General features: G+C 70.7%; 15 protein-coding genes and 1 riboswitch. Of the genes, 13 read left to right on the top strand and 2 right to left on the bottom strand.

The genetic code is table 11. From position 1 onward, the window contains the following. Window positions 1–8: 8 nt before the first annotated feature. Window positions 9–410: a YciI family protein gene (locus ACFYNU_RS09225; protein ID WP_356584474.1), complete on the bottom strand. Its 402-nt coding sequence runs from the start codon at window positions 408–410 to the stop codon at window positions 9–11. 188 nt (window positions 411–598) lie between these two features. Between ACFYNU_RS09225 and ACFYNU_RS09230 the strand changes: the two genes are divergently transcribed. Beyond that, entirely contained in the window at window positions 599–1,258 is a 660-nt protein-coding gene (locus ACFYNU_RS09230; RefSeq protein WP_356584475.1) for a SurA N-terminal domain-containing protein, read from the top strand. A gap of 33 nt (window positions 1,259–1,291) precedes the next feature. Further along, window positions 1,292–2,278 carry a nucleoside triphosphate pyrophosphohydrolase gene (locus ACFYNU_RS09235; protein ID WP_356584476.1) on the top strand — a complete coding sequence of 329 codons (987 nt, stop codon included), beginning with the start codon at window positions 1,292–1,294 and terminating at the stop codon, window positions 2,276–2,278. Between the two features lie 34 nt (window positions 2,279–2,312). Here the strand turns inward: ACFYNU_RS09235 and ACFYNU_RS09240 are convergent, their stop codons facing one another. Next, complete coding sequence (locus tag ACFYNU_RS09240; protein ID WP_356584477.1) at window positions 2,313–2,849, bottom strand: hypothetical protein; 537 nt, start codon at window positions 2,847–2,849, stop codon at window positions 2,313–2,315. A gap of 130 nt (window positions 2,850–2,979) precedes the next feature. Between ACFYNU_RS09240 and ACFYNU_RS09245 the strand changes: the two genes are divergently transcribed. The 11 genes from ACFYNU_RS09245 (at window position 2,980) to ACFYNU_RS09295 (ending at window position 15,560) form a co-directional block, all read left to right on the top strand. Continuing rightward, window positions 2,980–3,657: a TetR/AcrR family transcriptional regulator gene (locus tag ACFYNU_RS09245; RefSeq protein WP_388765646.1), complete on the top strand. Its 678-nt coding sequence runs from the start codon at window positions 2,980–2,982 to the stop codon at window positions 3,655–3,657. A 204-nt stretch (window positions 3,658–3,861) separates the two neighbouring features. Continuing rightward, window positions 3,862–4,884, top strand: a complete 1,023-nt coding sequence (locus ACFYNU_RS09250) for an ArsR family transcriptional regulator (RefSeq protein ID WP_356584479.1) — start codon at window positions 3,862–3,864, stop codon at window positions 4,882–4,884. A gap of 135 nt (window positions 4,885–5,019) precedes the next feature. After that, the gene (locus ACFYNU_RS09255) at window positions 5,020–6,276 is read left to right on the top strand and encodes a cytochrome P450 (protein WP_356584480.1); all 1,257 of its coding nucleotides are present in this window, start codon (window positions 5,020–5,022) and stop codon (window positions 6,274–6,276) included. Window positions 6,277–6,417: 141 nt separating this feature from the next. Continuing rightward, window positions 6,418–7,362 carry a transglycosylase family protein gene (locus ACFYNU_RS09260; protein ID WP_356584481.1) on the top strand — a complete coding sequence of 315 codons (945 nt, stop codon included), beginning with the start codon at window positions 6,418–6,420 and terminating at the stop codon, window positions 7,360–7,362. A gap of 264 nt (window positions 7,363–7,626) precedes the next feature. Next, window positions 7,627–7,801, top strand: a riboswitch (cyclic di-AMP (ydaO/yuaA leader). A 3-nt stretch (window positions 7,802–7,804) separates the two neighbouring features. Beyond that, window positions 7,805–8,482, top strand: coding sequence for a transglycosylase family protein (locus tag ACFYNU_RS09265; RefSeq protein ID WP_356584482.1), 678 nt, complete (start codon window positions 7,805–7,807; stop codon window positions 8,480–8,482). 274 nt (window positions 8,483–8,756) lie between these two features. Further along, window positions 8,757–10,043 carry a phosphopyruvate hydratase gene (gene eno / locus ACFYNU_RS09270; RefSeq protein ID WP_356584483.1) on the top strand — a complete coding sequence of 429 codons (1,287 nt, stop codon included), beginning with the start codon at window positions 8,757–8,759 and terminating at the stop codon, window positions 10,041–10,043. 158 nt (window positions 10,044–10,201) lie between these two features. Beyond that, window positions 10,202–10,675: a septum formation initiator family protein gene (locus ACFYNU_RS09275; protein ID WP_356584484.1), complete on the top strand. Its 474-nt coding sequence runs from the start codon at window positions 10,202–10,204 to the stop codon at window positions 10,673–10,675. 23 nt (window positions 10,676–10,698) lie between these two features. Continuing rightward, window positions 10,699–11,247 carry a DUF501 domain-containing protein gene (locus ACFYNU_RS09280; RefSeq protein WP_356584485.1) on the top strand — a complete coding sequence of 183 codons (549 nt, stop codon included), beginning with the start codon at window positions 10,699–10,701 and terminating at the stop codon, window positions 11,245–11,247. Continuing rightward, window positions 11,244–12,170: a Ppx/GppA phosphatase family protein gene (locus ACFYNU_RS09285; RefSeq protein WP_356584486.1), complete on the top strand. Its 927-nt coding sequence runs from the start codon at window positions 11,244–11,246 to the stop codon at window positions 12,168–12,170. Before ACFYNU_RS09280 ends, ACFYNU_RS09285 begins: the two co-directional genes overlap by 4 nt. A gap of 387 nt (window positions 12,171–12,557) precedes the next feature. After that, window positions 12,558–13,994: an NAD(P)/FAD-dependent oxidoreductase gene (locus ACFYNU_RS09290; protein WP_356584487.1), complete on the top strand. Its 1,437-nt coding sequence runs from the start codon at window positions 12,558–12,560 to the stop codon at window positions 13,992–13,994. 273 nt (window positions 13,995–14,267) lie between these two features. After that, on the top strand, window positions 14,268–15,560 hold the full coding sequence (locus tag ACFYNU_RS09295) for a cyclopropane-fatty-acyl-phospholipid synthase family protein (protein WP_356584488.1): 1,293 nt from the start codon (window positions 14,268–14,270) through the stop codon (window positions 15,558–15,560). Window positions 15,561–15,636: the final 76 nt, after the last annotated feature.

Consider the following 15,636-nt stretch of genomic DNA (forward strand, 5'->3'; position numbering starts at 1 on the left):
CGGCTCTCCTAGAACTCGTCTGGCGGGCCGGCCATGATCTGACGGGCCTCGATCGCCATGTTCAGCGGCTTGCCGCCGGGGCCGGGGGCCGCCGAGATGTGCGCGGCGATCTCGTCCGCCCGCTCGGCGCTCTCGCAGTCGACGATCCAGAACCCGGCCAGGAACTCCTTCGTCTCGGGGAACGGCCCCTCCGTGACGACGGGCGCGCCGCCGCTCCCGGCGCGGACGATCCGTGCCGTGTCCACTCCCGCGAGGCCCTGGGCGTCCACGAATTCGCCGGCGTCCTGGAGCATCGTGTTCGTCTCGCCCATGAAGGCGATGTGCGCCCGGATCTCCTCGGGGGTCCAGGTCGAGAGATCCGGGAATCCGGCGTTCTCTGCGCTGAACTGCATCAACAGCATGTACTTCATGGCTCGCTCCTGTGCGCGGTTGTCCGGTGGTGCCCTCACAGACTGGTAGAAGCCACGGCGGCGATTTCGACACCCTGGCCGACCGTTCGGCGAAGTTTTCGAAAAAAGTCGGGCTGACTGGATCGGATCCGCCGCCACTGCCTAACATCGATCAACGCACGGTCGTTGTCACGATCCAGGAGGCACCCTTGCACCGCCGCCGTCGCACAGCGCTCACCCTCTCCGCCGCGCTCCTCGCAGCGGCCCCGCTCCTCACCGCCTGCGGCAACGACGCCCACCCCGGCGCGGCGGCCGTCGTCGGCGGCGAGCGCATCGACGTGTCCTCGCTCCAGGCCCAGGTCCGGGACGTACGCGACGCGCAGCAGGCGTCCCCGCAGGCGGCCGAGCTGATCAAGAACACCGGTCAGCTCAACCAGGTCAAGCTCAACAGCATGATCTTCGACGAGATTCTCCAGAAGGCGGCCGACGACGCGGGTGTGAAGGCGTCCCGCAAGGACATCCAGACCACCCGCCAGGCGGCGGCCCAGCAGTCCGGCGGCGAGGACCAGTTGGCGACGATGCTGCTCCAGCAGGGCGCGCTCACCCCGGACCAGATCGACACCGCGATCCGCCGCGAGGTGCTGATGTCGAAGCTGGCCCAGTCGCTCGGCGCCAACACCACCACACCGGAGGGCCAGCAGCAGGTCCTCGCCGTGCTGGTCAAGACGTCCGAGGAGCTGGGCATCGACGTCAACCCGCGCTACGGAGCGTGGGACACCAAGCAGGTCAGGCTGGGCGAGGCGAAGACGCCGTGGCTCACCCAGGTCACCAAGGAGGCCCCGCCGGAGCAGGCTCCGACGGGCGCGTGAGGCGGGACCGGGGCCCGGAGGTAGGTTGCTTCGGTGACCGAAGAACCCGCCGCTTCCGGCCCCGGCCGTATCGTCCTGCTCACCGTCAGCCACCGGGTCGCGCCGGGCGTGCTGTCCTGGCCCGCCTGGCAGACACTGCGCGAGGCCGACCAGGTCCTGTGCGCGGACGCCGGACACCCGCAACTGCCGTATCTGCGTGAGGCCGGCGTCACCGTCGAACGCGCCGCGCCCACCGCGCGGGAGCTGGTCGACGCCTGCGCCGGCGGCCGTACGGTCGTGGTCCTGCCCTCCGGCGAGGGCGACCAGGCCCTGACCGACGGCCTTTCCCGGCTGGCGGGTTCGGGCCGCGTCCAGATGCCCGACCTGGAACTGCTCCCCGGCTCGTACGACCTGCCGGGCGCCCGGCTGCTCGACCTCGTCCAGGTCATGGACCGTATCCGCGCCGAGTGCCCGTGGTCCTCGACCCGGACGCACGAGGGCCTTGCCAAGTACGCCATCGAGGAGGCGTACGAACTGGTCGAGGCGATCGAGAGCGGCGACCGGGGTGAACTCCGCGAGGAACTGGGCGATGTGCTGCTCCAGGTGGTCTTCCACGCCCGTATCGCGGAGGAGGAGGACGAACCCTTCTCGATCGACGACGTCGCGGCGACGATCGTCGAGAAGCTGATCCACCGTCACCCCCATGTCTTCGGCGACGAGAGCGCCGAGACCCCGGACGAGGTCAAGGCCCACTGGCTGCGCACCAAGGCGGCGGAGAAACAGCGCGACTCGATCACCGACGGCGTGCCGCAGGCCCAGCCGGCCCTCGCCCTCGCGGCCAAACTCATCTCCCGCGTCGCGGCCTCACCCCTGGATGTCCCGCTGCCGCGGGGCGAGTCCGTCGGCTACGAACTCCTCGCCCTGGCGGCCCGCGCGGACGCCGGGGGCGTCGACCCGGAGGCGGCGCTGCGCGCGGCGGCCCGCGCGTACCGGGACGCGATTCTGACGGCGGAGGCGAAGGAGCGCGACGCCGCCGGGTAGCCGCCGGTCAGGCCCGCCGAGGGGGAGCCGCCCGTCAGGCCCGCTGAGGCGCGCGGGACAGCCGGATCGCCGAGACGAGGAAGAAGATCCCGCCGAGCACGGCGTAGCCGGCGAGCGCGCTCAGCGTGGGCTCGTCCTGCGCGGCGCTGCCGATGAAGGACGCACCGGCCAGCACCGAGATACCACCGCTGGCGATCATGGCCCACTGGCCGCCCATCGGCCGGCGCGCGACGCCCACCCCCAGCTGGACGAGACCGGAGACGATCGCCCACGCGCCCCAGACGCGCAGGACGTCCGCGACACCCGAGCCGCCGGCGACCGCCAGGCCGGCGGCGGCGAGCGAGCTGATGGCGATGTTGGCGTACAGCCCCTTGACCGGCCCGCCGGTCCCGTCGGTACGCGCCGACCTCGCATCGACGACGGCCGCGGCCACGTCGAAGGCCGGATAGAGGAACAGCAGCAGTCTGGCCCCGGTGCTGAGGTCCGAGCCGGACAGCAGCAGGAGCGCGGCCCACGCGGCGGCGAAGGCGAAGCGAACGACGTACAGCCGGCGCAGGGCGGTGGATGCCATGGGGTTCTCCCGTGTGTGACGTAGCGGTGTGCCATGGAGGCGTGAAGTAGAGAGAACGTTCTCCCTCTCGATGGGGCGAGTGTGGCACACGGCTCTGCCGAAAAACAAGAGAGAGCGTTCTCCCTCTACAATGGACGGCATGACACAGAAGGAAGCCGGTGCGGGCACCGGCAGGCGGGTCTCCGAGGCCCGGGAGCGACTGCTGAGGACCGCCGGCCGGCTCTTCTACGCGGAGGGCATCCACACGGTCGGCGTCGACCGGCTGGTCGCCGAGTCGAAGGTCACCAACGCCACCTTCTACCGCCACTTCCGCGGCAAGGACGAGCTGGCCGTCGCCTACATCGGCAGCGTCGACCAGGCGATCCGCACCCAGCTCGACACCCTGACGGCCACGGACGTACCGACCGACGCCGTCCTGCGGGGCATCGGCGCGTCCCTGGTCGAGCAGATCCGCTCACCCGGCTACCGCGGCTGCGCCTTCCTCAACGCGGCGGCGGAATTCCCCGACCCCGACCACCCGGTCCACCGTGCCGTCGTGCGGCACCGCGACTGGTTCCTGCGGACGATCACCGGCCTGTTCGCCGAGATCACCACCGACCAGGCCGAGCACGCCGGACGTCACTTCGTCATGCTCCGCGACGGCGCGATGAGCGCCGGCTACCTCGGCGACCCCGTCCTCGCCGGTGAGACCCTGCTGCGCGGCATCGACGGACTGCTCCGCATCCACAGCGCCCGCGCGCCCGAGGAACGCCCCGTCGCCACGCCCGCGCCGGTCACCGACATCGACTGCTCACCGCCGGCAGTCTGACCGCGACCGGCCGCCGCCTCCGTCCGACCGGGCAGGACGGAGGCGGCCCCGTCCGCCGGCCGTCCGCACCGCATGTCCGTTCAACCCCCGTTTATCGCATCCTGATCGCGGCTTTCTAGGGTCGTTCGACGGACCCGCGCCGGACCGGCATCCCGGCGCGCTGTAGAGCGAGAGCGAGATCCGGGCTCTCAACGGGGGGACGACATGCTCCGCATTCACTTCACCGACGTGGATCTCGCCAGGACCCGACTCGCCTCCGCTCCCGATCCGCTTTTCGAGATCGCCGCGAGTCTGCACCGGTTCCAGTCACGCAGGGGACGGTGGGCGTACGCCGGCTGGTACCGCAGCGCACGCGAGGAGTTGCGCGCGGCGGGGCTGGAGCGGGCCCTGCGGAGCGTTCTGCTGCCCCTGTACCCAAGAGCCGCGTACTTCCCGGACTTTCTCACCCCGGTCGACGCGGTGGAGGGCCTCGACGCCGGACTGGAGTCGATTCTGGCGACGCCTCCGAAACGGGTCACGGCCGAGATATCCACCCTCGACCGGGTCCTCGGAGCGCCCCCGTGGGCACGCCAACTGGCCGGACGGGACACGCGCGAGGAGTTCGCGGGGATCCTGCGCGCGTACTACAACGCCGTCGTCGTCCCCCACCGGGAACAGGTGCGGGCGCGTATCGAGGCCGAACGGGCGGCGCGCTGCCGCGGGCTCCTCGACGGCGGGGTGGAGGGCATGCTCGCGGGACTCGGGCCCATGCTGCGCTGGCGCCCGCCCGTACTGGAGGTCGCCTACCCCAGACAGGCGGCGGACCGGGACCTCCATCTGGACGGCCGTGGACTGACCCTCGTCCCCTCCTACTTCAACTGGGGCGAGTCGGTCGCCTTCGCCGACCCGGGACTGCCGCCCGTGGTCTGGTACTCCCTGCTGCACGAGCCCGAAGCCCGCCCCCTGGGCGACGACCCCGGGCGGTCACTGACCCAACTGCTCGGCCGCGCCCGCGCGATCGCCCTGCACACCGCGTCCAGCGGCGCCACGACCGGCGAGATCGCCCGCGCCGCCGGAGTCTCGGCCTCCGCCGCCAGCAGACACGCCACCGTGTTACGTGACGCCGGACTGACCACCACGGTCCGCAACGGCCCTTCCGTGCTGCACACCCTCACCCCCACGGGCGCGTCCGTGCTGCGCGCCGCCCTGCGCGAGGCCGAGGACGACGCCGGGGGCACCGCGGTCTGAGCCGACGGGGCCCGACACCGACACCGGCACCGGCACCCGCACCCGCAGGCCCGGCACCCGCACCCGCTCCCGCTCCGTACGCCCTCGCGACCGCCGACGCCGGGCGGCCCGTACGCGGCCGTTACTGTCGGGGCCATGCGCGACCTGCCGTCCAGCACACCCCCCGCTCCCGAACTCTTCACCTGGGAGTTCGCCACCGACCCCTACCCCGCCTACGCCTGGCTCCGCGAGCACGCGCCCGTGCACCGGACCACGCTGCCGAGCGGGGTCGAGGCGTGGCTCGTCACCCGGTACGCGGATGCCAAGCGGGCCCTCGCCGACCCCCGGCTCTCCAAGAATCCCGTGCACCACGCCGCGCATGCGCACGCGAAGGGCAGGACGGGGATTCCGGGGGAGCGCGGCGCGGAGTTGATGACGCATCTGCTGAACATCGATCCGCCCGACCACACCCGGCTGCGCCGGCTGGTGTCGCAGGCGTTCACGCCCCGGCGGGTGGCCGAATTCGCGCCGCGCGTGCAGGAGTTGACGGACGGGCTGATCGACGCCTTCGCGGCGGACGGGGAGGCCGATCTGATCCATGACTTCGCCTTCCCGCTGCCCATCTACGCGATCTGCGATCTGCTCGGCGTCCCGCGCGAGGACCAGGACGACTTCCGGGACTGGGCCGGGATGATGATCCGGCACGGCGGCGGGCCGCGGGGCGGGGTCGGCCGGTCGGTGAAGAAGATGCGCGGGTATCTCGCCGAACTCATCCACCGCAAGCGGGACGACCTCGGCGACGACCTGATCTCCGGTCTGATCCGGGCCAGCGACGACGGCGAACACCTCACCGAGAACGAGGCCGCCGCGATGGCCTTCATCCTGCTGTTCGCGGGGTTCGAGACCACCGTGAATCTGGTCGGCAACGGGGTGTACGCCCTGCTTCGGCACCCCGAGCAGCGGGCACGGCTGCAACGCTCCCTCGACGCGGGCGAGAGCGGGCTCCTCGCGACCGGGGTCGAGGAACTGCTGCGCTACGACGGGCCGGTGGAGCTGGCCACCTGGCGTTACGCCACCGAGCCCGTCCGGCTCGGCGGGCAGAGCGTCGCGGTGGGCGACCCCGTTCTGGTCGTACTCGCCGCCGCCGACCGCGACCCCGAGCGGTTCGACGACCCGGACCGGCTCGACCTCTCGCGAAGTGACAACAAACACCTCGGCTACGGCCACGGCATCCACTACTGTCTCGGCGCACCGCTCGCCCGGCTGGAGGGGCGGGCCGCGATCGGCACGCTGCTGACCCGCTTGCCCGACTTGCGACTTGCGGTCGATCCATCCGATTTGCGGTGGCGTGGCGGCCTCATCATGCGTGGACTGCGCACGCTCCCGGTGCAGTTCACAGCGGTGCGTGACTGACGGAACCTCAACACTGTGACTTTCACGTGATCTCCGCTGCATCGACTTGTGACAGCCCTTGGAGTACGGCTACGTTCACGACCGTCTCAGCAGTCACGTGTCCGGGATTCACGTTTCAGCAGTCTCACGGAAGGCAACCGCATGCGCTCCGGGAACGGCCGGCACCGTCGGCCCCGTCAAGCCCCCGCCCTCGTCGTCGCGGCAGGGGTGACAGGCTCGGCGATCGCCATCCCGCTGCTCGGCGCGAGCGGGGCCAGTGCGGCCGACGCCGCCACCTGGGACCGCGTCGCCGAGTGCGAGAGCGGCGGCATGTGGAGTGCCGATCTCGGCAACAGGGCTTTCGGCGGGCTCCAGATCACCCAGGAGACCTGGGCCGACTTCGGCGGTACGGCGTACGCGCCCACCCCCGACCAGGCCAGCCGCAGCCAGCAGATAGCCGTGGCGGAGAAGATCCTCGCCGGGCAGGGGCCGAGCGCGTGGCCGACCTGCGCGCTGGTCGCCGGACTCACGGCGGACGACGACGCGGCTCCCGACGGCGAGCCCTCCGGCGACGCCACCGAGACGCCGAAGACGCCGAAGGAGTCCACCGAGCCCGCGCCCGATGCGAGCGAGGAGGCCGAGCTGCCTCCCGCTCCGGAGTCGACGCCCTCGTCCGGGCAGTTCGGCCGTGACTCCGCCGCCGGCGGCGAGGAGCCGGGCACGGACGCGCGTACGGAGGCGAGCACGGAACCGAGCGCGAAGCCCGGCAGCGGCCAGGGCAAGCACCGCGGCGAGGCGGCCCCCGAGGAGGACCCGACCGCCGAGCCCGGCACGTCGGCGGGCCCCGAGGCCGGATCGACCGAAGCGGGCAAGCCGGGCGACAAGCGCGAAAGCGGCCGTCATGCCTCGCGGGGTGACGGTTCGGCACGCGACGCCGCCGCCGACGGCTCGTACACCGTCCGCGCCGGCGACAACCTGTGGGCCATCGCCGAGGAGCAGCGGGTGGAGGGCGGCTGGCCCGCGCTCTACGAGGCGAACCGCGAGGTCGTGGGCTCCGACGCCGACCTCATCCTGCCCGGCCAGAGCCTCGATCTGACCGCGAAGTAGGGGCAGTTAAGCGGGCTATGTCCGGATCTGCGCAAGTGAGACAAGGGTCTCTTCGCCCCAACTGACGCGAGCTGACCGGAAAGTCCCCTCGCTTCCCGCCCGACCTGCGTAAACAGAGGTTTCCCTGGGGCGGGATGGGCGAATCATCCCGGATGTTCCTTCTTTGAACATCCGGGATGTCTGTGTTTACGGTCTGAACCGCTCGCACCGCGGGCACCGTCGACCGTCACGCCGAATCCTGCCGTCGGTCGGGGGGAGTACTCGTCGCGTCAAGCGCCGAAGGCAGGAGCGGGGGACCCAGGTAAGTGCCGGTCAGTACGGCCGGCTCGGGGTGCAGCCGTGTGCGAGGGGACGTGAAGACGTTCCCGCGCCGCACGGCCGGGCAACTCACTTGGCCCGAACCCGACAGCTCACCTCGTAGGCGTCGGTGAGGAGATCTCGCATGCTGTTTTCCAGCAAGTCCGGCAAGGGCAAGCACCGCCGTCCGTCCAAGGCCGTCCGCTACGCCACGCTCGCCGGTGTCACCGGTGCCGCTGTCGCGGCCCCGCTGATCGCCACCACCTCAGCCTCCGCCGCGACCACCTCCGAGTGGGACGCCGTCGCCCAGTGCGAGTCCGGCGGCAACTGGTCGATCAACACCGGTAACGGCTACTCCGGCGGCCTCCAGTTCTCGCCCTCCACCTGGGCCGCGTACGGCGGCACCGCCTTCGCGTCCAGCGCCGACCAGGCGTCGAAGGCCCAGCAGATACAGATCGCCGAGAAGGTCCTGGCGGGCCAGGGCAAGGGTGCCTGGCCGAGCTGTGGCGTGGGCCTGTCCAACGCCAAGAACGACGCCGGCTCCACCCAGCAGCAGGCGCCGAAGCAGCAGGCCCCGAAGGCCGCCCCGAAGCAGGAGTCCGCGCCGCGCGCCGCGCAGGAGCAGCCCGCCTCGCGTAGTGAGACGCGCGGTCCGGTCAAGAAGGGCGACGGCGAGTACAAGGTCAAGGCCGGCGACACGCTCTCCAAGATCGCCGAGGCCAAGAAGGTCGACGGCGGCTGGGCGAAGCTCTTCGACCTGAACAAGGACATCGTCGAGAACGCCGACGAGATCTTCCCGGGTCAGCAGCTCCACCTGAGCTGACCCTCTCCCCGGGCTCACCCCCCACCGGGCCCCGGTCCGGCGCGTCTCACTCCCCCCGGACGCGCCGGGCCGGGGCCCGGGCCCGTCCGGCCTCCGGTGTCCCGCAGGTCCCTCCGCTCACCGGTGACCTCAGGACATTCGTGGCCGAACGGGCATTGAGGACTCTTTTCGTCCCAGCGGGCGGGCATCTGCCGACCGCCGACCGGGAGCCGGTTAGGCTCTTGCCGCAAGGCCAATGAGGCCCTGCACTCCACGCGTCACATCCCAGAAGGAGATGCTCGTGCCGTCCATCGACGTCGTCGTAGCCCGGGAAATCCTTGACTCCCGAGGCAACCCCACGGTCGAGGTCGAGGTCGGCCTCGACGACGGCAGCACCGGCCGTGCTGCTGTCCCCTCCGGTGCCTCCACCGGTGCGTTCGAGGCCCTTGAGCTCCGCGACGGTGACCAGAACCGCTACCAGGGCAAGGGTGTCGAGAAGGCGGTCCTCGCCGTCATCGAGCAGATCGGCCCGGAGCTGGTGGGCTACGACGCCACCGAGCAGCGTCTGATCGACCAGGCGATGTTCGACCTGGACGCCACGCCCGACAAGTCCTCGCTCGGCGCCAACGCCATCCTCGGTGTCTCCCTGGCCGTGGCGCACGCCGCGTCCGAGGCCTCGGACCTGCCGCTGTTCCGCTACCTCGGCGGCCCGAACGCGCACCTGCTGCCCGTGCCGATGATGAACATCCTCAACGGCGGTTCGCACGCCGACTCCAACGTGGACATCCAGGAGTTCATGATCGCGCCGATCGGCGCCGAGTCGTTCTCCGAGGCGCTGCGCTGGGGCGCCGAGGTCTACCACACGCTGAAGCAGGTCCTGAAGGAGAAGGGGCTCTCCACGGGCCTCGGCGACGAGGGCGGCTTCGCGCCGAACCTGGAGTCCAACCGCGCCGCGCTCGACCTGATCCTCGTGGCCATCAAGGAAGCCGGCTACGTCCCGGGCAAGGACATCGCGCTCGCGCTCGACGTGGCGGCCTCCGAGTTCTACAAGGACGGCAGTTACGCGTTCGAGGGCAAGTCCCGCTCGGCCGCCGAGATGACCGAGTACTACGAGGAGCTGGTGGCCTCGTACCCGCTGGTCTCCATCGAGGACCCGCTCTTCGAGGACGACTGGGCCGGCTGGAAGGTCCTCAACGACAAGCTGGGCACCAAGGTCCAGATCGTCGGCGACGACCTCTTCGTCACCAACCCCGAGCGCCTCGCCCGCGGTATCGAGGAGGGCTCGGCCAACGCCCTGCTCGTCAAGGTCAACCAGATCGGTTCGCTGACCGAGACCCTGGACGCCGTCGAGCTGGCGCAGCGCAGCGGCTTCAAGTGCATGATGTCGCACCGCTCGGGCGAGACCGAGGACGTCACCATCGCCGACCTGGCCGTCGCCACCAACTGCGGCCAGATCAAGACCGGTGCCCCGGCCCGCTCCGAGCGCGTCGCCAAGTACAACCAGCTGCTGCGTATCGAGGAGATCCTCGACGACGCGGCGGTGTACGCGGGCCGCAGCGCGTTCCCCCGCTTCAAGGACTGACGGCTTCGACCACCGATCGCAGCGCCCGTCCTACGGCCGTCCCCGGCCACGGTCCCGTACCGTGTCCGGGGACGTACGCGCGTACAGAGGCTGTACGGCAGCACAGAGGTACGAGACCGGCTCAACCTCTGAGTTCGACCTCTGAGGGAGGCGGGACCATGGCCGCGAACAGGGACCGGTTCTCCACCGCGACCAAGATCAGGATCCTGGGCGAGCAGACGGCCGCGCGCGTCTACCGCTCGCAGACCCGCAGGCAGGCCCGCCGCTCCCGGCTCACCGGCCGCGCGGCCTTCCTGGTGCTCGTCGTCTGCTCGCTGATCGTGGCGCTCGCCTACCCGATGCGGCAGTACGTGGCGCAGCGCGGTGACATCGCGGAGCAGGAGCAGTTGACGCGCGAGGCCGCGAAGCGGGTCGAGGAGCTGCGGGACGAGCGGGCCCGCCTCCAGGACGACGCGTACGTCCAGCGTCTGGCGCGCGAGCATCTGCACTACGTGATGCCGGGGGAGACCGGCTACATCATGACCGACCCCCGGGCGGCCGAGGAGCGCCGCACCGACCAGGGCGCGGCCGACCGGCCCTGGTACTCCAATCTCCTGGACGGCGTCGACACCGCCGACCGGACGGACAGATAGACATCAAGGAAACCGACGCAGGTATGCAAACGCCCCCTCCGCAGACGCCGCGCACCGAACCCACCGAGGCGGACGTCGACGCGTTCAGGCAGCAGCTCGGCCGGCCCCCGCGCGGTCTGCGCGCCATCGCGCACCGCTGCCCCTGCGGGCAGCCCGATGTGGTGGAGACCGCCCCGCGCCTCCCGGACGGTACGCCGTTCCCGACGCTCTACTACCTGACTTGCCCGCGCGCGGCCTCGGCCATCGGCACGCTGGAGGCGAACGGCGTCATGAAGGAGATGACCGAACGCCTCGCCACCGACCCGGAGTTGGCCGCCGCGTACCGCAAGGCGCACGAGGACTACCTCACGCGCCGCGACGCCGTCGAGGTGCTGGCGGGCTTCCCGAGCGCGGGCGGTATGCCGGACCGGGTGAAGTGCCTGCACGTGCTGGTCGGCCACTCACTCGCGGCGGGACCGGGCGTGAACCCGCTGGGGGACGAGGCGCTGGCGATGCTGCCCGAGTGGTGGCGCAAGGGACCTTGTGTGATCCCGTTCACAAACGATGGGCCCGTCGAGGGAGACACCGTATGACCAGGATCGCCGCCGTCGACTGCGGTACGAACTCCATCCGGCTGCTCGTCGCCGACGCCGACCCCGCCACCGGCCAACTCGTCGACCTCGACCGGCGGATGACGATCGTGCGGCTCGGCCAGGACGTCGACCGGACGGGCCGGCTCGCGCCCGAGGCGCTGGCGCGCACCTTCGCGGCCTGCCGCGAGTACGCCGGGGTCATCAAGGAACACGGCGTGGACCGGACCCGTTTCGTGGCCACCTCCGCCTCCCGCGACGCGGCGAACCGGGACGAGTTCGTCACCGGTGTCCTCGACATCCTGGGCGTCGAACCCGAGGTGATCACCGGCGACCAGGAGGCGGAGTTCTCCTTCACCGGCGCCACCAAGGAGCTGACCGGCCGGACCGACCTGGCGAAGCCGTACCTGGTCGTGGACATCGGCGGCGGCTCCACCGAGTTCGTCGTCGGCGGTGAACGGGTCACCGCGGCACGGTCGGTGGACATCGGCTGCGTACGGCTGACCGAACGGCACCGCCCGGCCGACCCGGCCACCCACGCCGACATCACCGCCCTGCGCGCGGACATCTCCGCCGCGCTCGACACGGCGGCGCGGGACGTCCCGCTCGGTGAGGCCCGCACCCTCGTCGGACTGGCCGGCTCCGTCACCACGGTCGCGGCCATCGCGCTGGGTCTGACGACGTACGACTCGGCGGCCATCCACCACTCGCGCATCCCCTTCGAGATGGTCCGGGAGATCACCACGACGCTGCTGGCCTCCACCCACGCCGAACGCGCGACGATCCCGGTGATGCATCCGGGACGGGTCGACGTGATCGTGACGGGCGCGCTGATCCTGCTCACGATCATGGAGCGGACCGGTGCGGAGGAGGTCGTCGTGAGCGAGCACGACATCCTCGACGGCATCGGCTGGTCGATCGCCTGAGCCGGATCGAGCGCCTTTACGGGGGTCTTACGGGGTCTCTGCGCACCGCCCCGGAACGAAGTTCGTGAAGTTCTTCACAAGAGAAACCGCCGGGTTGGGCGCACATCACTCCCCGGGGACCCCCGGCGCCGCCCCGGCGCCTCTGTACAGCCGGTCAACGGACCGTTCCGACGGCATTGCGGGCGTGTGAACCATCCGGTGGTCCACCCCGGGGAAAGGTCTCAAGGGCCAGCTCACGAGGGGTGCGGAACGTCCACGGGGACCGGGTGGTTCCACCGCCCCCGGATGAAGTGGATCACGAGGGCCGCGAAGTGTAGCAGAGGTGTGGGGGGTGCTTGTGAAGGGGCTCACGAGCACCCCCTCCGAGGCAGGTGGATACTCGATGGCATGAGCACCACGGAGCGTCCCAGGATCCTTGTTGTAGGCGGAGGGTACGTAGGCCTGTACGCAGCTCGTCGCATTCTGAAGAAGATGCGCTACGGGGAGGCGACGGTCACTGTCGTCGACCCCCGCTCGTACATGACGTACCAGCCCTTCCTCCCCGAAGCCGCCGCCGGGAACATCTCGCCTCGACACGTCGTCGTACCGCTGCGACGCGTGCTGCCCAAGGCTGAGGTGCTCACCGGCCGAGTCACGACCATCGACCAGGACCGCAAGGTCGCCACGGTCTCGCCGCTCGTCGGTGAGGCCTACGAGCTGCCCTTCGACTACCTGATCGTCGCGCTCGGCGCCGTCTCCCGCACCTTCCCGATCCCTGGCCTCGCCGAGCAGGGCATCGGTATGAAGGGCATCGAGGAAGCGATCGGTCTCCGTAACCACGTGCTCGAACAGCTCGACAAGGCCGACTCGACGACCGACGAGGACGTCCGCCGCAAGGCGTTGACCTTCGTCTTCGTCGGCGGGGGCTTCGCCGGTGCCGAGACCGTCGGTGAGGTCGAGGACCTGGCGCGCGACGCCGCGAAGTACTACACCAGCGTCAAGCGCGAGGACATGCGCTTCCTGCTGGTCGACGTCGCCGACAAGATCCTGCCCGAGGTCGGCCCCAAGCTGGGCAGTTGGGGCAAGGAGCACCTGGAGAGCCGCGGCGTCGAGGTCTATCTCAAGACCGGCATGGAGTCCTGCGTCGACGGCCGCGTCGTGCTGGGCAACGGCCTTGAGGTCGACTCCAACACGATCGTGTGGACCGCGGGCGTCAAGCCCAACCCGGCGCTGGCCCGTTACGGTCTGCCGCTCGGCCCGCGTGGTCACGTCGACACCGACGCCAAGCTCCAGGTGCAGGGCACCGACTACATCTGGGCCGCCGGCGACAACGCCCAGGTCCCGGACATGGCCGCCCGCAAGGCCGGTGTCGAGAACGCCTGGTGCCCGCCGAACGCCCAGCACGCGCTGCGTCAGTCGAAGGTCCTCGGCGACAACGTGATCTCCGCGCTGCGGGGCTTCCCGCAGAAGGAGTACAGCCACGCCAACAAGGGCGCGGTCGCGGGTCTCGGCATGCACAAGGGTGTCGCGATGATCGTCGTCGGCAAGATGAAGATCAAGTTCCGTGGCCGGCTTGCCTGGTACATGCACCGCGGCTATCACGGCATGGCGATGCCGACCTGGAACCGCAAGATCCGCGTCTTCGCCGACTGGACGCTCTCGGCGTTCCTCAAGCGCGAGGTCGTCTCGCTCGGCGCGATGGAGACACCGCGCGAGGAGTTCTACGAGGCGGCCAAGCCCGCCCCGGCGCGCCAGACCACCGCCCCGAAGCCGGAGTCCGGCTCGGAGCAGGACTCGGAGCAGGTCAAGGCCGAGGCCGGCGCGACCAGGGTCAAGGCTTCCTGACCCTCGCGCCGACGCGCGCGCAGCGCTTGTGACGACCCGAAAGGGCCGCCCGCCATCCGTGGTGCGGGCGGCCCTTTCGCGTGCGCCCGGCGCCGAAGTTGGGTACGACATGGCAGGCAAGGGTGCGCATCGGCAGATTTGGTCACAAATTATGTGGCTGGTGCAGCTATTTTTGCCCGCCCATTGCGTGCTGTCGGGACTGCCACACCATCCCGGCGGTGTTTACGTATGTGTTGAGCATTCCTGGGATCCACCATCACGGAGGTGTGCGCCATGGCCGACGCCGCACTGCGGCTGAGCACTCTTGCCGAGGAACTGCTGGGAGCCCCGCTCCCCGTACGTATCCGCGCCTGGGACGGCAGCGAGTCGGGTCCCCCCGGCACGCCGACATTCGTCGTCCGGCACCGCCGGGCCCTGCGCCGACTGCTCTGGAAGCCGGGCGAGCTGGGACTCGCCCGCGCCTGGGTGGCCGGCGAGATCGACATCGACGGTGATCTGTACGCCGCCCTCGACCAGGTTGCCGGGCTCCTCTGGGAGCGCGGCGCCGACGCCAAGGACCCGGTCCATCCGCTGCGCGACCCCCGGATGCGCGCCGCCGCGAAGGGCCTTGTGGAGATCGCCGGCCCCTGGCCGCCGCCCCCGCCGCCCGCCGAGGAGGTCCGGCGCCGGACCGGGGCGCTGCACACCAAGCACCGGGACAGAGCCGCGATCAGCCACCACTACGACGTGGGCAACGACTTCTACGCGATGGTCCTCGGACCGTCCATGGTCTACTCGTGCGCCTACTTCGAGGAGCCCGGCGCCACGCTGGAGGACGCGCAGCGCGACAAGCTCGACCTCGTCTGCCGCAAGCTCGGCCTCAAGGAGGGCGAGCGGCTGCTCGACGTCGGCTGCGGCTGGGGCTCGATGGCCATACACGCGGCGCGTGAGTACGGCGCCCAGGTCACCGGAGTCACGCTCTCCCGCGAACAGGCCGCCTATGCGCGCAAGCGCATCGCCGAGGCCGGCCTCACCGACCGGATCGAGATCCGGGTGCAGGACTACCGGGACGTCAGGGACGGTCCGTACGACGCCATCTCGTCCATCGGGATGGCCGAACACGTCGGCTCGGTCCGCTACCGCGAGTACGCCGACGACCTCTTCGCCCTCCTCAAGCCGGGCGGCCGGCTGCTCAACCACCAGATCGCGCGCCGCCCCGAGAAGGACGAGTCCCAGTACCACATCGACGACTTCATCGACGCGTACGTCTTCCCCGACGGCGAACTGGCCCCGCTCGGCCGCACGCTCGCCACCCTGGAGGAAGCCGGCTTCGAAGCCCGGGACGTCGAATCCCTGCGTGAGCACTACGCACTGACGCTCCGTCACTGGGTGCGGAATCTGGAGAAGCACTGGCCGGAGGCGGTACGGGCCACCTCACCCGGCCGGGCCCGCGTCTGGCGCCTCTACATGGCCGCCTCCGCGCTCTCCTTCGAGCACAACAGGATCGGCGTCAACCAGATCCTGGCCGTGCGGCCGAGGGAGTCGGGCGACTCGTCCCTCCCGCTGCGCGCCCGTACCTGGCACTGACACGAGTCACAGCCGTCCCGGTGGTCGCACGGGCGGCATCGGCACGGCGAAGGGCCCCGCACCCGGGGGGATGCGG

Origin of the sequence: Streptomyces sp. NPDC006643 (assembly GCF_042870175.1) — a bacterium.
In the GTDB taxonomy this organism is placed as follows: Bacteria; Actinomycetota; Actinomycetes; order Streptomycetales; family Streptomycetaceae; genus Streptomyces.